Annotated in this window: 18 protein-coding genes and 1 pseudogene; 8 read left to right on the top strand and 11 right to left on the bottom strand. The window is 51.8% G+C overall.

Going from position 1 to position 23,595, the window contains the following annotated elements; genetic code table 11:
- Positions 1 to 50 precede the first annotated feature (50 nt).
- Entirely contained in the window at positions 51 to 986 is a 936-nt protein-coding gene (locus ACFR81_RS06645) for an ApeA N-terminal domain 1-containing protein (protein ID WP_343876013.1), read from the bottom strand.
- A 168-nt stretch (positions 987 to 1,154) separates the two neighbouring features.
- On the opposite strand from ACFR81_RS06645, the gene ACFR81_RS06640 reads away from it, so the two are divergent.
- Positions 1,155 to 2,120 carry a hypothetical protein gene (locus ACFR81_RS06640; protein WP_343876015.1) on the top strand — a complete coding sequence of 322 codons (966 nt, stop codon included), beginning with the start codon at positions 1,155 to 1,157 and terminating at the stop codon, positions 2,118 to 2,120.
- A 77-nt stretch (positions 2,121 to 2,197) separates the two neighbouring features.
- On the opposite strand, the gene ACFR81_RS06635 is transcribed toward ACFR81_RS06640, so the two are convergent.
- Together ACFR81_RS06635 and ACFR81_RS06630 are read right to left on the bottom strand one after the other, a co-directional pair.
- Positions 2,198 to 2,674 carry a DUF4411 family protein gene (locus ACFR81_RS06635; protein WP_343876017.1) on the bottom strand — a complete coding sequence of 159 codons (477 nt, stop codon included), beginning with the start codon at positions 2,672 to 2,674 and terminating at the stop codon, positions 2,198 to 2,200.
- A 2-nt stretch (positions 2,675 to 2,676) separates the two neighbouring features.
- Complete coding sequence (locus ACFR81_RS06630; protein WP_343876019.1) at positions 2,677 to 3,828, bottom strand: ImmA/IrrE family metallo-endopeptidase; 1,152 nt, start codon at positions 3,826 to 3,828, stop codon at positions 2,677 to 2,679.
- A 331-nt stretch (positions 3,829 to 4,159) separates the two neighbouring features.
- Here ACFR81_RS06630 and ACFR81_RS06625 point away from each other — a divergent pair, with 331 nt between their 5' ends.
- Positions 4,160 to 7,492, top strand: coding sequence for a type I restriction endonuclease subunit R (locus tag ACFR81_RS06625; RefSeq protein WP_343876021.1), 3,333 nt, complete (start codon positions 4,160 to 4,162; stop codon positions 7,490 to 7,492).
- A gap of 148 nt (positions 7,493 to 7,640) precedes the next feature.
- Here ACFR81_RS06625 and ACFR81_RS06620 read toward each other — a convergent pair.
- The 3 genes and pseudogenes from ACFR81_RS06620 to ACFR81_RS06610 form a co-directional block, all read right to left on the bottom strand.
- Positions 7,641 to 9,026 (bottom strand): annotated as a pseudogene (locus ACFR81_RS06620) (NAD-dependent succinate-semialdehyde dehydrogenase); the annotation flags it as partial.
- 62 nt (positions 9,027 to 9,088) lie between these two features.
- Complete coding sequence (locus ACFR81_RS06615; RefSeq protein ID WP_151145834.1) at positions 9,089 to 10,123, bottom strand: FecCD family ABC transporter permease; 1,035 nt, start codon at positions 10,121 to 10,123, stop codon at positions 9,089 to 9,091.
- Complete coding sequence (locus ACFR81_RS06610; protein ID WP_083147233.1) at positions 10,120 to 11,193, bottom strand: FecCD family ABC transporter permease; 1,074 nt, start codon at positions 11,191 to 11,193, stop codon at positions 10,120 to 10,122. Before ACFR81_RS06610 ends, ACFR81_RS06615 begins: the two co-directional genes overlap by 4 nt.
- Before the next feature lie 93 nt (positions 11,194 to 11,286).
- On the opposite strand from ACFR81_RS06610, the gene ACFR81_RS06605 reads away from it, so the two are divergent.
- The 6 genes from ACFR81_RS06605 to ACFR81_RS06580 all read left to right on the top strand — a co-directional run bounded on the left by ACFR81_RS06605 (position 11,287) and on the right by ACFR81_RS06580 (position 16,228).
- Positions 11,287 to 12,339: an iron-siderophore ABC transporter substrate-binding protein gene (locus ACFR81_RS06605; protein ID WP_343876028.1), complete on the top strand. Its 1,053-nt coding sequence runs from the start codon at positions 11,287 to 11,289 to the stop codon at positions 12,337 to 12,339.
- Between the two features lie 72 nt (positions 12,340 to 12,411).
- Positions 12,412 to 12,714, top strand: coding sequence for a hypothetical protein (locus ACFR81_RS06600; protein ID WP_343876091.1), 303 nt, complete (start codon positions 12,412 to 12,414; stop codon positions 12,712 to 12,714).
- A 190-nt stretch (positions 12,715 to 12,904) separates the two neighbouring features.
- The gene (locus tag ACFR81_RS06595) at positions 12,905 to 13,969 is read left to right on the top strand and encodes an ABC transporter ATP-binding protein (protein ID WP_343876030.1); all 1,065 of its coding nucleotides are present in this window, start codon (positions 12,905 to 12,907) and stop codon (positions 13,967 to 13,969) included.
- Positions 13,966 to 14,640 (top strand): ABC transporter permease, encoded by a 675-nt coding sequence (locus ACFR81_RS06590; RefSeq protein ID WP_068170822.1) that lies wholly within the window; start codon positions 13,966 to 13,968, stop codon positions 14,638 to 14,640. Before ACFR81_RS06595 ends, ACFR81_RS06590 begins: the two co-directional genes overlap by 4 nt.
- On the top strand, positions 14,637 to 15,296 hold the full coding sequence (locus ACFR81_RS06585) for an ABC transporter permease (RefSeq protein WP_343876033.1): 660 nt from the start codon (positions 14,637 to 14,639) through the stop codon (positions 15,294 to 15,296). The genes ACFR81_RS06590 and ACFR81_RS06585 overlap by 4 nt, the downstream gene beginning before the upstream one ends.
- Before the next feature lie 8 nt (positions 15,297 to 15,304).
- Positions 15,305 to 16,228, top strand: a complete 924-nt coding sequence (locus tag ACFR81_RS06580; RefSeq protein WP_343876035.1) for an ABC transporter substrate-binding protein — start codon at positions 15,305 to 15,307, stop codon at positions 16,226 to 16,228.
- Positions 16,229 to 16,308: 80 nt separating this feature from the next.
- On the opposite strand, the gene ACFR81_RS06575 is transcribed toward ACFR81_RS06580, so the two are convergent.
- From ACFR81_RS06575 to ACFR81_RS06555, 5 genes are all read right to left on the bottom strand, one after another.
- Positions 16,309 to 17,214 carry a type IV toxin-antitoxin system AbiEi family antitoxin domain-containing protein gene (locus ACFR81_RS06575; RefSeq protein ID WP_343876037.1) on the bottom strand — a complete coding sequence of 302 codons (906 nt, stop codon included), beginning with the start codon at positions 17,212 to 17,214 and terminating at the stop codon, positions 16,309 to 16,311.
- 206 nt (positions 17,215 to 17,420) lie between these two features.
- Positions 17,421 to 19,571 carry a PTS sugar transporter subunit IIABC gene (locus tag ACFR81_RS06570; protein WP_343876039.1) on the bottom strand — a complete coding sequence of 717 codons (2,151 nt, stop codon included), beginning with the start codon at positions 19,569 to 19,571 and terminating at the stop codon, positions 17,421 to 17,423.
- Between the two features lie 80 nt (positions 19,572 to 19,651).
- Positions 19,652 to 21,292 carry an alpha,alpha-phosphotrehalase gene (gene treC / locus ACFR81_RS06565; RefSeq protein WP_343876041.1) on the bottom strand — a complete coding sequence of 547 codons (1,641 nt, stop codon included), beginning with the start codon at positions 21,290 to 21,292 and terminating at the stop codon, positions 19,652 to 19,654.
- A gap of 108 nt (positions 21,293 to 21,400) precedes the next feature.
- Positions 21,401 to 22,111, bottom strand: a complete 711-nt coding sequence (gene treR / locus ACFR81_RS06560; protein WP_202939875.1) for a trehalose operon repressor — start codon at positions 22,109 to 22,111, stop codon at positions 21,401 to 21,403.
- A 183-nt stretch (positions 22,112 to 22,294) separates the two neighbouring features.
- The gene (locus tag ACFR81_RS06555; protein WP_190617254.1) at positions 22,295 to 23,497 is read right to left on the bottom strand and encodes a cobalamin-independent methionine synthase II family protein; all 1,203 of its coding nucleotides are present in this window, start codon (positions 23,495 to 23,497) and stop codon (positions 22,295 to 22,297) included.
- Positions 23,498 to 23,595 lie beyond the last annotated feature (98 nt).

The following is a 23,595-nucleotide window of genomic DNA, read 5'->3' as shown; positions in this document are numbered from 1 at the left end:
TTTTGCCGCTGGTGGGGCCGTTGTCTAGTTGGTGGGGTGTGGGTGTGTTCCTACTTTTGAATAAGCCTCATACTCTCTACTGCAATCCAGGTCGGGCGCGACCACTTCTCAAATTCGTCAATCCACACCGACAACTTATCAGCATCTGTATCTTCTAGAGAGAAGAGAGGCTGGGTCTTGCTGAAGTCCTTGTAAGGTTCGAACCACCTTTGTCTACCGAAATCTTCCTCCTTGGACTCATTCCACACACGCTTTCCCGAACTTTTAATCTCCGCGGAAAGCTTTGGCTGATTATCATCTCTGAGCACTTTCTTCAGTTCTAAGGAACAGGGATAACCATAAGCAAGACACAGCAAATCTTGAATCATACGATGTACTTGACGGTGTTCCTCCCAGGAACAAAGCTCATCAGTTCGAGTTTCAAGAGTCGCAATATTATGAAGGCTGTATGTCGTGCTATAACGTGCTGAGCTAGGAATAGTGAAACCAGAGCCTACTTCTACATTCAGGCGAGATCCAAGAGAAATAGCATCCCTCAGCTGAGCTTTCATAGTGTAAGCTTTGAATCCGTTTGTCTCACTATCAAGTTCAACCTGCTGAGAAATCGCAAACTGGTTAGCCCATCTGTCGAACCCCTCGATTTCAGATCTCATTCCATGAATATGCTTATGGTCTATATCTGCAACGGTGTGGACCGCTCGCCCACATCTATAAGTCTTTGTCTGCAAGCCAGTAAACAACTGCATTTTGCTTCGGCGTTCTCTCAGCTGTGAAAGGTTTACAGTAACCTCGGTGCTTCGAAACATTACAGTGGCAGGAATTTCATCTCTAGTATCAGAGAAGAAATCATCGCGCTTATTCATCTGCAACAAGGTAAGTTCTACCTCCTCACCTTTAATTTCAAGGTTTGCAGGAATCTTCTCCTCTCCAAAACCATATGCGTAACCGAACGCATTCAATCCATCAACAAGTTTTTCCGTTGCCAAGATAGGCACCTCCAAAAGTAGTTAGTAGATGTACTCAGTATGAAATTCGCTCCTTTTATTACCTAACAATTGACTGGTACGGGGGCGTATCAACATCAACAATATTTATTTTTGACTCCTTTTTGTACGCTAAATGCACCGGTTCAATTACTAGATAAAGGAGACAAATTGGAACCACAGCTCACAAACTGGCTGTCTAGCCTCTTTGATAACGTACTTGCCAACTTCATCGCAGCTGGAGTAGCGGGGCTTCTTGGCACTATCGCAGTAGCAACGGGAATTCGCAAACATAAGGCAGGAGCGCCCGAAACAACAGTAAATAACTCGGGTAACTACGTGGGCAACGTTGGAAACGGTAGCACCGTTCATCAAGACAACACCCAAGATAGCTACAACACCACTATCAATAACAATTTTGGAAATCAGCAAAACCCAGCGACCGCAGGAGATACCGAAACCCCTTTAGTGTTCGCCGGGGCAATCGCTCTCATCGGCGTCATTCTGACCGGAGCTAAGTACCTCGGACTACTTGTGGGGATTCCACTGTGGAGTGGCGGAATTTTGTTGGCGCTAAGCACTGGATTCTTTCTCTTCCAACGTGCTTACTACAGCTCCGCTGCAACCGGCAAAGCTGTTATGGCGTGGGTTACTTTAGCAATCACTAGCGTGGCATTTTCAGCTTCCATCTTTGCTGTTCAGAACCCAAATTCTCAATACTCTCTCGGTCATCTTTCTCAAGTAACTGAGCGCGCCGTTCAACCTACCGATGGATGGTTGACAGCTATTTTCAACAGAATCAGTGCGTTCTTTAGAGATACAACTCCTGCCGAGAAAATAGGATTATACATTGGACTTTTAGTTCTTGGAATTATGACAGCCCTCTTCATAGCTGCCATCTTAAGAGTCCTTGGCTCAATGCTCATCCCTGCATCTAGTAACGGAAGAGTTTTTAAGTTTAAGATTCTTCAGAATCTCAATAACAACTTCATAGAGAGCAAATGGTGGGATTATCTCCTCGCTTCGGTAGCATCCCTTGCTCTATGGTTCCTGGCGACCGGTACGGGAACCGAATGGGTGCTCAATGTTTTTCAGCAAGTTCAAGATTTCATAAATAATCTTGTAAAAACAGCCTAATTGCATCTCAAGAGAGGGGCCTCATCTTATCGATGAGACCCCTCTCCTTATTCTTGCCACTAGATATGCGGAGGAACCTAAATACGGGCACCTAGCTGGTGCATCATCTCGAACGTATCTCTGTAATCCACTCCGAATGCTCTGCATACATTAGGAATCAAAACACGCTTTCTCACATCTGGGCTGTAGTGCTCGTGAGTCAGAACTGTCAGCTGATGAGCCGCCGCATAAGCCACGAGATAATAGTCCGCCTCATCCAAAAATTCCGAGATAGCCGCTTGAGTAAAATTTTGCTGATTTGCCCAGTCAGCAATCTCCATTAATTTGATCAATGTTTTCGCATCATCGACCGGGCTAAAAAACTGTTTATGCTCATTAGCCCAGGCGGAAAGCTCATCTTCACCCTCGCGGAGTTCAGCCAAAACAGGACGGATACTCACCAAATTTCCGCGCACAAACTGATCTTCCAGAAAGATCCAAAAACTGGGCACGATACTAAACCCGTAGTAGCGCCGTTGCGCCTCAACCAGAATGTTAGTATCCACCACATACATAGTTATGCCCCTACTTCTTGAGCAAATTTCTCAAAAGTTGCAGTCTTCTTTAAACCCACCAGTTTTTGAGCCTCAGGATAAGAAGTTCTACCACTCCGAGCGTCCCTATAAACAGCTTGAGCAAAACGCACACCGGTAACAAATCGCTGAGTTCGATAGAAATCTCCACCCGACGATTTCTGTTCAGCCTTCTTTTGCAGAATTTTTAGCGCACGCTCTTCAAAATCAGGATAGGTAGCGTTCCACTGTTCAAAAGTAATCAACTTCAAATCCCGAAGCCTATTGAGCAAGCTCAAAGCACTCACCCTAAACCGGCGCGCCAAGCGGAGTATATTGCTCTCGGACAAATCTCCCGAAAATGCTTTACGCACCTCTGGCTCGGGCATTAAGAAAGAAGCTGCGAACTCATCACACCATCGCTCAGAAGTGTCCTCGGGACGAGAATAAGCTTCCCCAGCAGGTGACTCAGAAACCCCGGATTGCCCTAGAACTAGATGACCCAACTCATGGAAAATAGTAAAAATTTGAGCAGCATGGCTTTCCTTACCATTCACAAAAATAAGCGGGGCGTAATGATCAAAAAGCGAGAAACCACTAAATTCTTCTATATCAAATCCGCGTCGATTGGAACCTATATATCCAGCAACGCTAATGAGAACATCTAAATCTTCGACAAAATTGAAAATCTCTCGCCGGGAATCTTCATACTGCTGGGCGGTTCTCAGCGTAAAAAAATTCCACTCTTCTCGTAACCTCGCTGCTACCCTAGTGGGATCCTCTTTCAGTGTGGCGCTCTCCACCCAACTTACGGGGTCAAAGCCTTGATCGATTGCATACTCTCGGAACCAATCTTGGCGAAGCTGCTGAAGATTTATAGCTTCTGTTAGCTCCTGGGAATACTGGGCAGAACCCTCGCCCCGCCTCCGAAAGTCAGGTATAGGTTTTTCAAGAAGGGGCGGCTCGCTCATCATTAGATACCCAAAGGGTAGATGTATGGCACGAGCAAAATCCTGTAGCTGATTGAAAGTCGGTTGCGCAGAGCCGTCAAGCCACTTTTCCACCTTTTCGCTCTGCTTCAAATCAGCAGGCTCAACAGCCGCTTGATCTAAGGCCCAAGAAATCACAGCTGGTTTAACAGGTACTAACGTGCTCATACACACCTCCTTTGACATAAAACGAGAACTCTTTTGATTCTAAAGGGCAGAGCACTACCTGTATAGAGAGCTTCAAATGTTTCCTTGGCGGTAACATTTGAAGTAGTTGAGCGAAGGTCTTCGCTTCCAAATTAGTTAGTAGTTTGGATTGCTTACCTCTGCTCAAGCAATAAAATTTGGGGGCACGAGTAGAACTTCAGATGACAATCGCCACGCCAGAAATAGAACTGATACACCCCTGTACCAGTGGGCTCTCTAACCAATCAAATAAACGCTACCTAAGCTAGAGACCAAGAACCCGCATTTTATCCCCTGAGAAAGGAATCCCACCATGGCATATCTCAGCGAATCAGAGTGGGAAGGCTTCGCACTCGAAATCCTAGGCGAACTCAGCTGGCTCCCTCTCCATGGAACTCAGATTGCCCCCAATGCTGTCGGCGAAACCGTCATCGAAGGGCGAGAAACATATCGTCATCTACGAGAAAAGAACGACTCCCTCGAAATCCCCGGTCTCCTCCGCGAATCTATCGCTCGCCTTAACCCGGAACTGAGCGCCGAACAGGTAAGAAGAGTTAGCCAAGATCTTCTCTCCGCTCAAACTGAAGACCCAATCGCCGAAAATTTCGATGCCCACAAATACATCACTCGTGGATACAATGGGCTCACTATCAAGCGATCGGACGGCACAGAATATAACCCCACCATCCGCATCATCAGCAAAAACCCAGACGAAAATACTTGGCTGGCAGTACAACAAGTCACCCTCAAAACCCTCGATAAAAACCGCCGTCTAGACGTTGTACTGTACTGCAACGGGTTGCCCGTTGGAATTATCGAACTCAAACGATCAGGCGATCAAAACGCTGATCTACGAGGTGCACATAACCAGATATCCCTCTACCTCAAAGAGTTCCCCCTAGCTTTTCGATTCAACGTCCTCACCATTATCAGCGACGGTGTAACAGCTCGTTACGGAACGCCCTTCACTCCCTACACCCACATGTCGGTATGGAATGTGGATGAAGACGGGAAACCTGTCGACCTCCTAGGAGAAAACTCTGAGGAAGACACCGGGGAAACATTTTGGGCCCAAGACACGCTACTTTTTGGTATTGCTAACCAAGAGCGATTCTTGGACATACTCAACAACTACATAGTCTTTACCAATGTCCCTAGCACAGCTGGGGGGACACAGATGTTAAAGATCATTGCAAAGCCTCACCAATACTTTGCGGTAAGTAACGCCATCACAGAAACCATGCGTGCTGTCACGGGAAACCAGCAAATTGGTGTGGTCTGGCATACCCAGGGGTCTGGCAAATCTCTAGAAATGGTTTTCTACGACAACATCGTGATGCGTCATCCATCGTTAGGCAACCCAACAACTATCGTCATTACTGACCGCACAGATCTTGACGATCAACTGTTCAACACCTTCGCCTCCACCCAAGAATTTCTTCCCGAAACACCCCATGAAATTGGCAGCATTGCCGAATTACGGAGCGAACTCAGAGGTAGACAACAGGGCGGAATTTACTTCACCACCCTCCAAAAGTTTGGAAAAACAATTGAAGAAAAAGAAGCGGGCATCGATCACCAGATGCTTTCAGACCGCTCCAACATCATCATCATGGTGGACGAGGCGCACCGATCCCACTATGACAATATCGATGGATACGCCAAACATCTGCGCGATGCTTTGCCCAACGCCAGCTTCATCGCCTTTACCGGTACTCCTATTGAATCGCTCGCTACAGGCAGCACCCGGGCGGTATTCGGTGACTATATCGACGTCTACGACCTTGCCCGAGCAGTAAAAGACGGCGCAACAGTGCCAGTCAAATACGAATCCCGCTATATTCCTATCGACCTGCCCGACGGTGAAAACCTAGAAAGCATTAACGCCACCGCTGAACGGCTCACTGAAAACCTAGACGAGGCAGAGCGCAAAAAAACTGAACAAGCCGTACTCAAAATGACCACCATGTACGGCTCACCTAATCGACTCAAGCAACTGTCCCATGACCTCGTAGATCACTGGGAAAACCGGTGTGGCGCCATGAAGCCTCTGATTGGTTCACCCGGTAAAGCAATGATTGTTTGTGCAACCCGACAAGTTTGTGCTGACCTCTACGACCAAATAATAGCGTTGAGACCAGAGTGGGCTGGGGTCTCCATTCACGACGGAAAAATTCAGGTGCTCTACACCGGAGCGGCTTCAGATCCTGAAAACATTGCCCGGTTTGTGCGAAACAACCGAGAATCAAAAATTCTACAAAACCGTCTGAAGGATCCTGACGATTCGCTAGAACTAATCATCGTGCAGTCCATGTTGCTCACGGGATTCGATGCACCAGCGCTTCACACGCTTTATCTCGACCGTTCGCTTAAGGGCGCGCTACTAATGCAAGCTTTAGCGCGCGTCAACCGTACATTCCGAGAGAAGGAAGAGGCACTTCTCGTCGGTTATGCTCCCATTATTGAAAACCTTCGTGATGCACTCAGCATCTACGCCAGCGACACTTCAACAGGCGCACCTAACGTAGCGGATATGCAAATCGCAGCAGAGAATGCTCTCGACCTCATTACCGAAATTGAACATTTGCTCCAACCCGCTGAAGGCTGGAAAAAGGGACTTATAGGGCAAGGCTCCACTTTACCTACGGCTCGTGATCGAATGAGGTCCCTTCAAAAGGTGATTGCTTTCCTCCTCACTCACAGAGAGACCCCTGAGGTTCCTCTTGAGATTAATCAAGAGCAAAAACACGGACGTCGCCCTACTGCACAAACCGAAAAAAGTATTTACAGTAAATTCATCGAAAGAAGCGCTCAACTTACACGGCTCTTTAACTTTGTAGCTAACACCAAAAACGTAGACAAAGTCGATGAACTCAAACAGAAGAAGAAATACGTCCAATTTTTCGAAGAAGTTCGAGTAACTGCTGCAAAAATGGCAGCGGAAGACCGTATCAGTCGCGGATTGCCTGTACCTGAGGATATAAAACGACTGTTAGAGAACTATACCGAAGGGTTAATCGAAACTGGAGAAATCAAAGATCTCTATGAATTAGCAGGAATTCCCAACCCTGATCTCAATGAACTCAACCTAGATTTTGCTCAGCAGATGGCAAATACCAGTAGCGAGCCCCTCGCTGTCGAAGCTCTCCGCCGGGCGCTTCAAAAACAGATGCGAGATCAGGTGAAAACCAATCAAGTACGTCAAGCCTACTATGGAGAAAAACTCCAAGAACTTATGGCAAAGTACAACAACGCTCAACTGACCTTCACCGAAATCATGGAACAGATTATCGAGCTCGGAAAAGAACTCAAAGAAGAAGGAAAGCGCAAAGAGGCGCTGGGGCTCGATTCCGATGAAATGGTTTTCTACGACACACTCGAAGCCTGCGATCGAGCTGAATTGGAATACTCTACAGACGCGCTCGCTGACATTGCTCGCGGTATTGCAAAAGCGGTTCAAGGGTCGCATAAAGACTGGCGTTTACAACCTGATAAACGAGCAAAATTGAGAACAATCGTAAAGCGTCTTCTGCGTCGGTATGGTTATCCGCCCGAAGGGCAGGATGAGGCACGCCGTCGAGTTCTTGAACAGATGGAAATTATTGCTGAGGCTAACAGCCATAAGCCCGAAGATGCTTTGATGTAGCGAAAGGTTTCCTCCTTTATCGCTTTTCTAACTATTTTTGACTAGCTCCGCTACTCACCCCCTAAAAAAATCCGCCGTCCTGAGCTATAGCCCAGGACGGCGGAGGAAAAATTAGCGCGGAAACTCGCGACTAGCAGTCGCTAAAGCCTTATAGCTCCTGCTCGTGCACGCGCACCATACGCTCATTGGTGAACTCGCGTAGCGCCCACTGGGCATTTTCGCGGCCGTAGCCAGACTTGTTGATACCGCCGAAGGGGAACGCGGGGTCGGACTCCATGTGAGCGTTAATCAGCACCATGCCGGCGTTGATGCGCGCACCGAACTTCTGAGCCTTCTCTAAGTCCTCAGACCATACCGAAGACATCAGGCCGTATTCGCTGTGGTTAGCGATACGCAGCGCGTCCTCTTCGTCCTTCGCCTTGAAAACCATGACGACGGGTCCGAAGAGTTCGTTGCAACCCATGTCTGAGTTGAGGTCGACGTCGGTGAGCAGCGCGGGTGACATGAACCAGCCGTCGCGGTCGAGCTTTTCGCCGCCGAAATGCAGGGTTGCGCCGTCCTTGACTGCCTGAGCGACGCGCTCTACGGCTTCATCGCGCGCGCCCTCTGAAGAGAGCGGACCCATGTCGGTATCTTCGCCGTCGTAAGGACCAACCTTCACGTTTTCCAGTGCTTCCTTGGCGCCGGCAACGAAATCGTCGTAGAGATCCTCTAGCACAATCATGCGCTTGGGGGATGTGCAGACCTGACCGGCGTTGGTGATGCGGTAGGTAACAGCCTTCTTGGCAAGAGCTTTCACATCTGAGGTGTCCAAAACTACGAAGGGGTCATTGCCACCGAGTTCGAGCACCGAACGCTTGAGATTCTTTGCAGCGTGACCGGCAACAGATGCACCGGCTGCTTCAGAACCAGTGAGCGAAACACCCTTGACGCGGAAGTCTTCAATGATTTTCTCGGCGTCTGAGGTATCGAGGTAGAGGTTCTGGTAAGCGCCAACGGGTAGACCAGCTTCTTCGAGCATGGTCTGGAATCGCTGGGATGAGACGGGACAAATTGCCGCCTGCTTCATCAAAATAGCGTTACCCACCATCAGGTTAGGCAGTGCAAAACGGGCGATTTGGTTGTAGGGGAAGTTCCAGGGCATGATGCCGAAGAGCACACCCAGCGGATCGTGCTTAACGTAGGTCTTCTCAGCACCTTCTGCGGGTAGCACGGTGTCTTCGAGGAATGCAGGCGCGTTATCAGCAAACCAGCGAGCAGTCTTGGCAACCTTGGTGACCTCTGCTTTGCCCTGCTTGAGAGGCTTACCCATCTCGCGACCGATGATGTCCGCTAGTTCATCGGTGTTCTGATCGACAATATCGGCGAACTTATGAAGAACCTCGGCGCGCTCTGCCATGCTGGCTGAACTCCACTTGAGGTACGCCGCATGGGCGTTTTCAATGATTTCTGGAATCTGCTCGCTTTTAATGGAGTCAAATTCTTCTTCTACTTTTCCAGTGCTTGCGTTTGTTAATGCATATGTGCTCATGGAACTATCAGACCACTTAGTAACGCAGAATGTCTAGGTGTTTTTTGATGAGCGAACAGGCGCTGTTAGCGGTTGCGCACTATAAACCAAAGCATGTAGAGCCCGCCTATTGCGCCCGTGACGAGCCCTACGGGAATTTGGAAGGGAGCTAGCGCACGTGCGGCTATGAAATCTGCAATAACTAACATAAGTGCGCCCATGAGCGCAGACTGCCACAGAGCCGCACCGGGAGTTTTCCAGAGTCGATGGGCTAATTGAGGTGCCATTAATGCCAAAAACCCAATCGGCCCAGCAATCACGATAGAGAGGGACGTAAGGACGACGGCGCCGCCTATGAGCCAATAGGTGGCGGCACGCACGGGTAGCCCCAAACCTGCCGCTAAATCATCTCCCAGTTCTAGCACTCGTACTACGCGTGAGAAGCTCAGAACCAGCGGAATCGCGATAATAACCCCAAGGAGCGCGGCGTGCGAAGCATTCCACGTCATTGCGTTAAGAGAGCCAAACAGCCATGTTTTTGCAGATTCTGCTTGATCAAGGTCGGCTCGCGTCAACAGGAAATCGTTGATAGCTGAGAGCATGGCACCCATTGCGATACCAATCAGAATCAGTGATTGACCCATAGATTTTTGACCTGATTTTCCTGCAAAAAGAAGCACTAAAGCGGCGGTGAAAAATCCTCCCATGATTGCTCCTGCCCCTACCCCCAGTACAGAGTTTGCCCCTGGGGCGGCATCGCTGACATGGGAGAGTAAGAGTAAAACCACCAGCGCCCCGGTGGCTGAACCGGTGGTGAAGCCGATGATATCGGGTGAACCAAGAGGGTTTCGGGAGACCGATTGGAATATAGACCCTGCTAGACCGAGGGAGGCTCCCACCGCCAGAGCTGCCACCACTCGAGGTAGCCGTTGGTTGAGTACAATGTAGCGATCCATTTCATTTCCGCCGCCGGTAAGAACTTGCCAGACGCCCTGTGGCGAAATCTCGAAAGTTCCTACGGTGATGGTCAGCGCGAGCATGGCGATGAGCAACCCGATTACTATGGCGGTCACTGCGCGGCGTCGATGCATACGGGGGAGGAGTGCTGATTGCGTGCTCATACGATTTCTCCACCAGTCTGCGTGATGTTTTGAGCTTTTCTTCTTGGGCGTGCAGGGGCGGAATTGAACCGCATAATCAAAGTGAGCAGCAAAGGCGCTCCAATAAATGCGGTCACAATCCCCGCTTCAATTTCCGAAGGAATGGCAATTACTCGGCCGATGATATCGGCGGTCAGCATAAGTAGCGGTCCAAAAACCAGTGAAAGCGGCAAAATTGCTGAGAGGCGAATTCCTACTAAAAGTCGCAAAAAATGAGGGATCATTAGGCCAATAAAGGATATAGGTCCAGCTACTGCGGTTGCCGACCCGCATAGAAGAGCGATAGCTGCCAGCGTACCTACTCGAACTAAGGTCACCGGCGCTCCTAGTGCGGTGGCGGCGTCGTCACCTAAAGCCAGTGCTTCCAACGGACGGATAACTAGTAACGCCAGCAGAATGCCTACCCCCATGAACGGCAGGGCGGTTAGCGATACTTCAAGAGGACGACCCTCGAATGCCCCTACTACCCAAAATCTGTAAGAATCGAACGCCTGGGAGTTGAACATAGTGATAATGCCGGTCAACGCGCTCAAGCACGCGTTTAAGGCTACGCCGGCAAGGAGTAACTGAGATATGTGGTTAAACCGTGTGGAGGAGCGTGGTATGCCCAGGAGGAAAACTATGGTTGTTGCCACCATCGCACCGGCTAATGCTAACCACATTTGGTGAAGGGGAGCGGCGGTTCCCAGCGTGGTGATTCCCGTTACTACTGCCAGTGACGCCCCGCTGTTGATGCCTAAGAGCCCTGGTTCTGCCAGTGGATTGCGGGTGAGGGCCTGCATTAATACGCCCGCTGTTGCCAGTGCCATGCCCACGAGAAGGGCGGCGAGTGTACGTGGGAGTCGTAATTTCCACACAACTAATGAGTCCGAGGAATGATTGTGCGCCCAAAACCCTTGCCAGGCATGGGGCAAACTCATCATGCGAGAGCCTACTGCCAGAGAAACTACGGTGAGAAGGAGTAGGCAGGCTATTCCTAAAAGAAACGTGAGAATAATTCGGGTGCGAGGGGCAGAAAGTGAAGAACTCATGGTTGAATGGGACTGCCTCCACACTGGTAAGAAAAATTGAGAAAAATGAAACCGAACTACAATTATATACTTAGGCTAGGCTAACCTATGTTTATGCATTCGTTCGAAAAGATTTCCTCAGCTTCAATGTCCCGCCGCACTCTAGGCGGAGCGTTCCTAGGTGGAGTTGCCTCCCTAGCTTTGACAGCGTGCGGTTCCTCCACCGATTCTGCCTCCTCTAACAATTCTTCTTCCACCGCGGAGAATACCCCGGCAGCTCCCGCCCCCTCTGCCCTTCCAGATGGCATGGGCACTACTGCGGCGTCGGGAGAATTCCCCCGCACCGTCAAGCACTTCCGGGGCGAAGCAAAGCTGGATAAAAAACCAGAGAAAATTGTGGTTATCGCAACTGGTCAGCTAGATGACGTCCTGGCTCTTGGCGTTGTACCTGTGGCGGCAACTACAGCAAAAGACGCCGACGTCGTGCCCCAATACCTTCGTGACGCCTACTCCAATCAGGTTAAAGAACTGGACGCCATCAAAACCGTAGGCAAGCGCACCGCTCCCGATACAGAGGCCATTGCAAATCTTCAACCTGATCTCATTTTGCTCAACAACACCCAAGATGATGAGTCCATTTATGAGTCCCTCTCTGCTATCGCCCCGATTGTGGTAACCGAGGGAACCGGTGTGAACTGGAAGCAGGATTTTCAGCTAGTAGCCGCTGCCATTGGCGATACCGACCGCGCTCAGCAGGCGATGGGTGACTATCAGAAAGCTGCTCAGGAGCTGGGGGATTCTGTGGAAGATTCCACTACTTTCTCCTTCTTGCGCCAGAGCGCAGATCGCATTCGTATCTGGGGTATTTCCTCTTTCGTGGGATCAATCTGTGAAGACGCTGGGTTGGCTCGCCCCGAAACTCAGCAGTTCGCTAAGACCTCGCAGGATATCAGCTCCGAACAGCTGGACCAGGCAAATGGCGACTGGCTTTTCTACGGCGTGCAGGGCGGTGACGCCTCCACTCTCACAGGTGAGGCACTGTGGGAAACCCTGGCGCCCGTCGCTGATAAGAAGGCAATTCAGGTAGATGATGAAATGTTCTACATCAACGCCGGAATCACCGCGGCGCGCGGAGTGGTTAATACCATCAAGGACGCCGTGAAGTAGAGCTCTAAGGCACGGTAAAAGTGGCGTTCTGAGGTGTAAAAATGCACCCCAGAACGCCACTTTGGCTTCGTCATCTATGCCTCTATCGGCAAAGCTGCCCGAGACTGGGACGCTTATAACCAGATTGTAGATGCGCTTAAAAATATTCGCGAAGATCAGACCCTCATACCTCAAACAGGCTGCCCCGTCGCCGTCATGAATACTCAGCCGGTAGCGCCCATGGTGATGTCTGCCGTCAACAACACGCTGGAAGTTTGGGCGAACGAAAACAAATTCTATGAACTTTTCAAAGAGGGCAAGACCATCTGGTGCGGGATCACTGCCGCTACGCGGTACCTCTACTCGAAGAAGACCGCGCGCTCGTCGGAGATTTAGAAACGGTAACCTAGCTGGTCAGAAGCGGAAAAGTTGCCCAGGCGGTTGACCAGGCGATTGAGCTGGGACAATCAACTCGTTCGGGAATGTACTTCATATGAAGTTTGTTTCTTTATAAGTCGTCTTTCTTTTACTTCTCAGATTCTCCCTTTACTCTTAGTGCAATACTGAACAGAACGTTAGGATCCCCGTGTCAGTTCTCAACAACGCGATTGAGTTTAAATCGGTTTTCAAAACGTACGGTGATAATACCGTCGTGGATAACCTAAATTTGAGTATTCCTGAGGGAAAAATTACTGTTTTCGTGGGTCCATCGGGCTGCGGTAAAACTACTTCTTTGCGCATGATTAACCGCATGGTCGAGCACACCAGTGGCACTATTTTTGTCAATGGTGAAGACAACACGGCGCGTCCTGCCCATGAGCTTCGCCGTTCTATGGGTTATGTTTTGCAGCAGGCGGGTTTGATGCCGCACCGCACGATCGTTGATAACATCTCCACGGTCCCCCGCCTGAATGGTGTTTCTGCACGTCAGGCGAAATCCCAGGCATTGGAATTGCTGAATACCGTCGGTCTTGATGAGTCGTTCGCTAAGCGTTACCCCTCCCAGCTTTCGGGCGGTCAGGCGCAGCGTGTGGGTGTGGCGCGTGCGCTGGCATCTGAGTCGTCGATTCTGCTCATGGACGAGCCTTTCTCCGCCGTTGACCCCGTGGTGCGAGCCGATCTTCAGAAAGAGCTGTTGCGTTTGCAGAGTACGCTGGGTCGCACCATCATCTTCGTGACTCACGATATGGACGAAGCAATCCTGCTGGGGGATTACGTTGCTGTTTTTGCTCGTGGCGGCCGTATCGCCCAGTTCGGAACACCCGAAGAAATTCTGCGTGAACCTGCCGATGATTTCGTGGCGTCGTTCGTCGGGCGGGACCGCGGTATGCGTCGTCTGACCTTTGCATCTGGCGCAGACGTTCCTATTCACCCTCTGGACGCCCAACAAACCCCCTGGCAGCAGTGGCAACTCAACGTTGAAGACGGACGCCCGGCGGGTTGGCGCATTGACGACCGCGTCATCCCCGGAGGTTCGCTCTTCGTAGAGGGCGGAACCTTACGTGATGCCCTCGATTCGGTTCTCTCTTCACCCTCGGGCTGGGGCGTGGTTGTCAATGAACAAGGACAGGTTCTGGGGTTGTTGAAATCTGATGACGTTCTCGAAGCCACCGAACGAGAGCGCCTCAACCGTTACGGAGTCTCGGCGTGAATTGGCTCCAATCTAATCTTCAACATGTGGGGGAGTTGACTGCGCTACACCTGTTGCAGTCAATCATCCCGGTCATTATTGGCACTATTATTGCGGTTCCCATTGCCCGTTTTGCTATGGGACGCCGTAGAGACGGTCGTTCCACCGAGCGCACCACCGGCGCAGGCAAGCTACGCCGCGGTCTGGTTATTAACTCGGCGGCGCTGCTCTACACCATCCCTTCGCTAGCGCTCTTTGTGCTCATGCCGTTGGTGCTGGGTACCTCGATTACCTCGTTACTCAACGTCTACGTGGCGCTGACTCTCTACGTCATCGCTATGATGGTGCGCTCGGCGGTAGATGCTTTTGACTCGGTTTCTCCGGTGACTCTTGAGGCGGCAACCGCCATGGGGTACCGCCCCACCCGCCGCTTCTGGGCAGTGGAGCTACCGCTCGCCGTCCCCGTCATGATTGCGGGTTTGCGAGTGGCACTGGTGTCTAACATTTCGATGGTCTCGGTAGGTGCGGTGATTGGTATCCAGTCGCTAGGTACCCTATTTACCGATGGCCTTCGCCGCGACCTCCCTGCAGAAATTATCACCGGCATCGTGGCAACAGTGCTGCTGGCGCTGGTACTTGACCGACTTCTTGCTCTACTGGGCTCTTTCCTCACCCGCTGGAGGACCGCATGAACATCTTTGACAAAACATGGGCATGGTTCACTGCCGACGGCGCGTGGACTGACTCCGGCGGTATCTTCCAGCGCTTGTTAGAACACCTGGGTTACTCCGGTCTGATTCTTTTCTTTGCCACTTTGATTGCTATCCCCATTGGGCTCTGGGTAGGGCATACCGGAAAGGGCGAGAACATTGTGGTCGGTGTAACCGGCGCGCTGCGTGCTCTGCCCACCCTGGGTTTGCTCACCCTCTTTGCCCTCTGGATGGGGCTGGGACTGATCGCTCCGGTAATCGCCCTGGTGATTCTCGCTATTTCCCCGCTCCTGGCGGGTGTTTACTCGGGTATCGCCGCTGTCGATCCTATTACCGTGGACGCCGCGCGCGCCCAAGGCATGACCGAGTGGCAAATTCTCACTCGCGTGGAACTGCCTCTCGCCGCACCTCTGATTTTTGGCGGTCTTCGTAACGCTACGCTGCAGGTTATCGCTACGGTCACCATCATGGCTTATATCAACCTCGGCGGTCTTGGCCGTTATCTCATTGATGGTCTGGCCGTGCGTGACTACCCCCGCATGGTTGCCGCCGTGGTGCTAGTAGCTGTGCTGGCGCTCGTCGTCGATGCTCTTCTTGCGCTCATTCAGCGCGCCCTGACTTCTCCTGGAACCCGATAGGAAAACCCATGACTGTGAATATAAATCGTCGCCACCTCTTGGGGTTGGCAGGTATTGGTGCTGGAACCCTTGCGCTTTCGGCGTGCGGGCTCTCGGGCGAGACGGCGTTCGGCTCCGGTTCAACTGACGGCACCGTCGTCATTGGTTCGGCAGACTTTACGGAGTCTCAGATTATTGCGGAAATTTATGCGGCGGCGCTGAACAAACGAGGTTTGGCGGCAGAAACCCGCCCCGCCATTGGCGCACGTGAGGCGTATATTGGGGCACTGCAGGAAGGTACCGTGGGCGTTGTGCCTGATTACAGCGGTAACTTGCTACTCTACTTTGATGCGCAGACCAAGGCGCAGACTCCCGAAGAGATTATGAAAGCTCTTCCTTCTGCTCTTTCCGATCAGCTTTCGGTGCTTGATCCTTCTCCTGCGGAGAATAAGGACTCACTGGTTGTTACCTCTGAGGTTGCGCAGAAGTTTGGGCTGAAGTCTATTGCAGACCTCGCCGCGCATAGCTCTGAGATTACTCTTGGCGGCCCTCCTGAGTTCGCCGAGCGTTCCTACGGTTTGCCGGGGCTGAAAAAGAATTACGGTTTTGAGCCGGCTAAATTCTCGCCGATTAACGACGGCGGTGGCCCGCTGACCGTGCAGGCGCTCATCGACGATCAGGTGCAGACGGCAGATCTTTTCTCTACCGATCCTGCGATTGTGAAGAATAACTTTGTGGTGCTGGAGGATCCGAAGAATAACTTCTTGGCTCAGCAGGTTGTTCCCGTGGTGAATGCCAAGCAGGTTTCGGTGGCTGCTGCGGATGTGCTCAATGAGGTGTCTGCCCTGCTCAAAACCGAAGATCTCATTGCTTTGAATGACAGGGTGTCCGGGGAAGAAAAGGCTAACCCGACGACCGCGGCCAAGGATTGGGTGGACCAGAAGCTTACGTAGGAGGCTTCGCTGGCGAGTGACCGTCTGAGCGTGTTTTGACCAGGTATGCGTGGTCAAAACACGCTCAGACGGTCACTCGTTTAATGTTCAAGCCCCAGCATGAAATTCTGTAACTGTCGTTTGACTACCTCGGGGTGATAGACGACGTCCTGCCATTCCAAACGGAAAACAGGGTAGCCCATACGCTGTAACTTTCGTTCGCGGGATCTCTCGTTGAGTAACACCTGGTTAGTCGGTTGAAAATCAAGGTATTTTGTCTTCCCATCAAACTCCACCACAAATTGCGGATTTTTCACGAGAAAATCAGCTCTATAAAGCTGTCCTTCTACTCTCATCTCAACCTGTTCTGCGTAGTCGAGATTAAGCTCGTCCAGAATGAGGCGGGTGAGAGTCTCACCGGGGGATTCGGCTAGGGAGCTCATGCACTGAGCTACTTGTCGCACACGGGTTTGATGCCGCCCTGAATACCCGAAGAGGTCTGCGCGCAGTTTCTCGGGGTCCAGGGGATAAAGATGGAGAGCAGAATCAGCAATCGCGACTCCGAATCGAAAAGGGACGACGACGGCGCAGTCCCTCACGGTGGTAGTAAGCGACGTCGCGCGGAGTCCCAGTTCTGTTACAACGCTCGTGGAATCGAGGGGTAGTGCATGCTTGAGTACCCCTCGGCTATTTCCACGAGATGACGCCGGAGAATACACATGAATTTTATCTGGAACTCCGATGAGTCCTAGCGAATAAAGCGCAGCGGCGGATTGATGGGAGAAAATCGCTCGTGGTGATACTTTGCTGAAGGCAAGAATCTCTAACGGGTATTTTTCCCAAGGCTTTAGAGCGTGGAAATTAGTAGCCCAGATATATACTCCGCGACGAAGCCGTAGTAGCTTTCCTTCTCGCACAGATTGGGCGATTTTATAATCAGTGAGCCCTGCTTCATGCAATCGTTCGGGGCTCAGTAACAGGGAGTCTAGGTGAGATAAGGAAGTCATATCTCGATTATCAGAGCCAACTGGAAGATTGGGTTGTTTTCTTTAAATCTGTGGAAAGATGCGGTCTAGTTTGTCCTAGCCGGGAGTTATCCACAGGAGATTTGTACCTGAAGTTCGGGCAGAAACAGAAATGACCGGCGTAGCGTGTTTTGATCAGATACACATGGTCAAAACACGCTACGCCGGTCATTCGCCGGCCGGAAACCTTACGCCACAGGCTCGCGGTTGCCCAGGCGCTTCTTCTCAACGGTGCGCTGCTTGTCTAGATCAGCGTCCTTGAATCCGAAGAAGTAAACCAGGGTGAAGGAAACAATCACAGTAGCGATGGAAGCAATCCAGAAACCAGTCCAGGACTGATCGAAACCACCATCGGGGTTCACGAAGCTGAAGAAGCCAATGAGTGAACCGGTGAAGCCCCACATGTTCACGTGCATCAGGCCGGTAATGAAACCGCCTACAGCCGCACCTACAGAAGCCATCGCGAAAACGCGACCGTACTTGAGGTTGATGCCGTACATGGCGGGTTCGGTAATGCCGCAGAAACCAGCGATGGCAGCGGAACCGGAAAGGCCCTTCATCTGCTCGTTACGGGTCTTGGCGAATACTGCCAGAGCGCCTGCACCCTGAGCAACCATGGTTGCTGAGATGATGGCGTTCAGGTAGGAGTGGCCCTGCGATGCGATGTCGTTAGCAACAATTGGGATAACTGCCCAGTGCAGACCGAAGATGACCAGGCACTGGTAGAAGGCTCCGATAACCAGACCGGAAATTGCAGGTGAGAGGTCGTAGACCCACTGAATGCCGCCTGCGATTCCGTTGGAAATCCACATGATGATGGGTCCAAGAACCACAAGAATCAGGGTGGAAACCACGAAAACTTCAATGAGCGGAACAAAGATCATACGTAGAACAGCGGGGATCCACTTCTTCAGCGCGGGCTCAATCTTGGAGCACAACCAGGCGGCTACGATCATCGGGAAGATGGAGTAGGTGTAGGACGCCATGGGGAAAGGAATTCCGAAGAATTCTGCGTTGGTAGAGATACCCAGCAGTGAGCCTGTCGCTTCGCCCTTCGCCAGCTCGGCAATAGTGGGGTAAGCCAACACGCCACCGATGATGGAGACGATAATTGGGTCTGCTCCCAGACGACGCGCGGCGGTGAAGCCCACGAAGATGGGTAGGAAGTAGAAGACGGCGTCGCCCATGGCATTGATGATGGTGAAGGTTTGGGATTCTGGGTTCACGAGTTCGTAGTGAGTCAGAATCGTCAAAAGACCCTTGAGCACACCGGATGCAGCCAAAAGACCGATCACGGGCATCATGGAACCGGTGATTACACCGATAAGCGAGGAGAAGCCCCACTTGAACCATCCGCCCACACCCGAGGGGCGTTCAGCCGGTTCTGTTGCAGACTCGGTTTCTCCGCCAGCCTTGCCTGCGCCAATCTGCTTGACGACGGCATCGTATACGTCTTCAACGGCGGGGCCGATGACTACCTGGTACTGGCCGCCTGCGCGAGCTACGTCGATGACGCCGTCGAGGTTTGAGACAGCCTCGTCGTTCGCCTTGTCGTTGTCTTTGAGGTAGAAACGTACGCGGGTGATGCAGTGGATAACACTTTTGACGTTTTCCTTGCCACCGATGTTGTTGAGGATGTCCCAAGCGAGGGCATCGTAACCGGTGAGGTTTGCGGGGCGCTCTGCTACTGCGGGGTCGACGGTGCCGCCAGCGGCGCCGGGTTCGATAGGTTCGGTGGCGTGTGCACCGGTTTCAGAGCGTGTTGCGGTACCAGATGCTGCACCTGCTGCTACTGATCCTGCCGCTGCACCGGTTGCTGCTGCGCCGGTAGCGTCTGCACCATTGGCGGTGTTCTGAGCTGCGGGAGCGTCCTTGACCTTCAACGTTACTTCTGCGGCAACGTCGCCTGCAGATGCCGAACCGGTGTGGACGTCAATGTCCTCCACAAACTTCGGGGTATTGGTGATAGCAAGAATCGCGGTAATGCCCTTACCTGCCGCACGAACCTCGTCGAGGTTCATGCTGGCAATGCGCTGGCCTGCTTCAACGGTCTGACCCTTTTCGAGAAGCATCTCGAAAGGAGCGCCGTCGAGCTCAACGGTGTCTACACCGAGGTGGAGCAGAAATTCCAGGCCGCTTTCGGACTTGATGCCGACGGCGTGCTTGGTGCTCGCCACCATGGTGACCTTGCCCGATACGGGGGAGACCACGGTGTTATCGGTGGGGTTAACACCGAATCCCTTGCCGAGTTTTCCGCCGGCGAATACCGGATCGGGAATCTCGTTCATGGGAATAACCTCGCCCGTCATGGGGGCGAGGACGGATACAGTCTTAGCCATGACTGTGCCTCATTTCTGTTTTTCTTAGGGCAATACCGGTTCGTTTAAAACCCGTTCCGGTGGCATTTTGCCTATATGGGTTAGATCTTGATGGCTAGGGATTCGTACGGTCTGAGCGTGTAATCATCCCTGAGCTGATGGGCTGGATAGTTTCCGATGAGAATGTACCCGTTGAGGAACTCGTGGGGGATTTCGATGGAGGTTTCTTCGCCGTAGAAGTTGTTGAGGACGAGAAGTTTCTCGCCCTGATACTTTCGAGTGTAAGCAAAAACAGCGTCGTGTTCCAGCGCATACGGCTCGTACTCGCCTTCGGAGATGAGCAGATTTTCTTTGCGGAGCTGGATGAGCTTTTTGTAGTAGGGAAGGATTTTTCCTTCTTTTTGCTCGTGCTCTACGTTGATGGTTTTGAAAGTAGTGGGGCGCAGCCAGGGTTCGCCGGTAGTAAAGCCTGCGTTTGCGCTGGAATCCCACTGCATGGGAGTTCGCGAGTTGTCGCGTGCTTTAGAGGTAACAATTTGGAATGCTTCGGTTTCCGTCTTGCCGTCGGCGATGAGGGAGACGTAGGCGTTGCGCGCCTCGACGTCGACATATTCCTCAATGTCTATATATTGGGGATCGACCATTCCAATTTCTTCGCCCTGGTAAATGTAGGGCGTACCGCGCAACAGGTGAATGACGGTTGCCAGCATGGTTGCCGATTCGACGTGAAAATTCACGGGGTCTGCAAAACGATTGATGGCACGTGGCTGGTCATGGTTGTTCCAGAACAGCGCGTTCCAGCCATTTCCTGCTTGCATACCTACTGCCCAGTCATTGAGCAGGTTCTTTAGTACATGGAAGTCGAAAGGTACCTTGGTCCACTTGTGACCGTCTTGGTAATCCACTTTGAGGTGGTGAAAGTTGAAAACCATATCCAACTCTTCGCTCTCGGGGTTCGAATAGCGGATGGAGTTTTCGATGGTGGTGGTAGACATTTCACCGACGGTGAGTACGCCGTCGTAGTTGCCGAACGTTGCCCGGTTCATTTCGTGAATCCAGGGGTGGACGCGCGGGGTATCGGTGTAGAGCAGCTTGTCGATCATGCCGGGTGCGGCGTCTTCGAGGAATTCGCTTTTGCCGATGACGTTCAGGACGTCAAAGCGCAGACCGCGTACGCCTTTTTCCAGCCAGAAGTTCGCTACTTTGTAGAGTTCTTGGCGCAGGTCGGCATTGTGCCAGTTCAAATCTGCCTGTGTTTTGTCGTAGAGGCAGAGGAAGTATTTGCCGGTGTCGCCGAAGGGCGCCCAGGCTTCGCCACCGAATTTGGATTCCCAGTTGGTGGGGAAAGAGCCGTCTGGCTTAGGTTCGCGGATGTAGAAATAGTCCTGGTACTTTTCTTCACCGGCGAGTGCCCGCTGGAACCACTCGTGTTCGGTGGAGATGTGGTTGAAGACCATATCGAACATGACTCCGATACCGTGATCTTTGAGGGTCGAAATCAACTCTTCAGTGTCTTCCATCGTGCCCAAATCTGGGTTGATGGCGTAATAGTCGGATACATCGTAGCCGTTATCGCGCTGGGGGGAGGCAAAGAAGGGGTTGAGCCAAACCATGTCTACGCCGAGGGATGCGATGTAAGGAATCTTTTCGATGATGCCTCGAAGATCCCCCAGCCCGTCTCCGTTGGAGTCGTAGAACGATTTGGGGTAGACCTGGTAAATTACCTGGTCACGGAAAGTCATAAAGATCCTTTGTAGGGTTGTTGAGTTTTTACTTTTAAAAGGAGAAGTTACAGGCCGGAGAGGTCTGCAACTCGTCTCACCGTGCGAATCCGGTGAGCTGCGCGGCGCCTAGCGGCGTCGTGCGAAATCTTGGTAGATAAATTTATCTGCGCGGTGGCGGGATTCGGTGAAGAGGAAGGCTGTGGTGTCTTCCAAGCTGGTCACCGAGGTGGTGACTGCAACGTATTCACCTTTGGCAAGATGCATGAGCTTGCGGTCGCTTTCCTGAGCTGGTTCTACTTTGATTTGCTTAGAAGAGTAAGCAATGGAAAGCCCGAGGGTGTTTTCGAAGTATTCGAAGAGTGAGGTCTCGGCGGCTTCTTGCGGAATAGACGGAACTACTGATTTGAGAATGTAGTCCCGGTCAATAATTGCTGGTTCGTTGTCGAAGAAACGCAAACGGGTAACCGCGATGGTTTCTTCGGACTGAAGATCCTTCGCTAAGGATTTGAAAGAGGCTAAGGGAAGCAAAGTTTCCGAAAAATCAATGAGTTCGCTACGGGTTGATGCGCCTACTGCATGAGCAAACTCTTTGTAGCTCACCAAAGAGGAGACGGGCAGAGCGTACTGGGAGTGGCTGATTACCACGGAGCCTTTACCCATAATTTTTTGAATGTATCCGCGGTCAGTCAGGAGCGCTAGCGCCTTACGAGCGGTTTCACGCGAAACGGAGTAGTTTTCGGTGAGTTGTTTTTCGCTGGGAAGGAGCGAACCTACGGGGTAGGTGCCATCGTCGATTTTGGAGGAGAGGTCTTGATAGACGCGTTCGTATTTGCCCACTGTGTTCCTTGTGTTGTTGTAGGCCGTCAATGAAAAGTAGACATGCCCGTACAGGTTAATCATAAGGGTGTACGGACAGGTTTTCTACGGGAGATGATTCTTTATACAACGAAGAAAAGCGCCTGACGTCGCAAGAAGCTGAGTCAGGCGCTTTAATCTGTCCCCTTAACTGGGATTTTTAAATTAGAACAGACGCTCGGACGCGATTTTAGCGCCCTCACCGAGTGAGCGTAGCTTTGCCCAGGCAATATCAGGGTGAATACGCCCACCCAAACCGCAGTCGGTAGAAGCAATCACATTTTCTTTACCCACTACCGAGGCGAACTGCTCAATGCGCTGGGCAACGAGTTCGGGGTGCTCGACGACGTTGGTGGAGTGCGAAACCACGCCGGGTAGGATAACTTTGCCGGCAGGGAGTTCAATCTTTTCCCATTCTTTCCACTCGTGGGCATGGCGGGCGTTGGCCGCCTCAAACGAATATGCCGAAGCGTTGATAGATAGCAGGGTCTTTGCCAGGTGCTTGAATTCGAGATCTGTGGTGTGGGGGCCGTGCCACGAACCCCAGCACAGGTGGAAGCGGATTTTGTCCTGGGGCAAATCTTCCAGCGCATAGTTAAGGGCGTCCACGGAGGTCTGAATAAAGTTCAGGTAGTCGCTGACGGACGGCTCGGGATTGATCTGGTCCCAGCCTTCGGCGATGGAGGGGTCATCAATTTGAACGGTTAGACCGGCGTCGATAATCGCCTTGTATTCTTCTTTCAAGACATCCGCCCAAGCGAAGATAAATTCTTTGTCGCTGGCGTAGTGCTTATTTCCTACGCGTGCGGCGGACCCGGGAGAAAGCGCTGCCACGAATCCCTCCTGCGCACCCACTGCCTGAATGGCTGTATTGAGGTTGGCGGTGTCGGAGGCAACGGCATCCTGCCCAACATAAGAAATCGCTGAGGTTGCTACAGGGAACGACCGATCTGGGTCGTTTCCGAGATCTAATTCAGTGGCATAAAAATCGTGGAATTTAGTCCAGTCCCGACGATCGCCAAAAGTGGTGTATTTCAGATTGCCGGGGGTGGAACGGAAAACTTCATTGACCGGATTACCTTCTTCAATGAGTTCGAGTCCTCCTGTGCGGGCAAACGAATAGTGCCACCATGCACCGTAATCAACGGCTTGGGCCATCGCGTGCCCGTACTCACCGTCGTTGACGATGTCGATGCCGACCTCTACCTGCTGGGTCACAACGTTCTGCACTTCTTCCGCCAGAATTTTCTGAAAATCAATCTCGGCAAGTGTTCCTTCTTGCCGTTGGCGATTGGCTTTCTGCAGGCGTTCGCTGCGGGGGAGTGAGCCCACGTGAGTGGTCTGAATACAGGTAGTGTTTTCTGCCATGGAATCTCCTTGAAGTAAATACATTGGGTTAAAGGCTTCTCTCCAGCAAACCGCTTCGACCTATGTTCTTCCAAGCTATTCCAGGTTTTTCACCGCAT

This window comes from Rothia amarae (genome assembly GCF_042677725.1).
In the GTDB taxonomy this organism is placed as follows: domain Bacteria; phylum Actinomycetota; class Actinomycetes; order Actinomycetales; family Micrococcaceae; genus Rothia; species Rothia amarae.
Note: the sequence above shows the minus strand (reverse complement) of the source record. Positions and strands in the feature narration are given on the sequence as shown.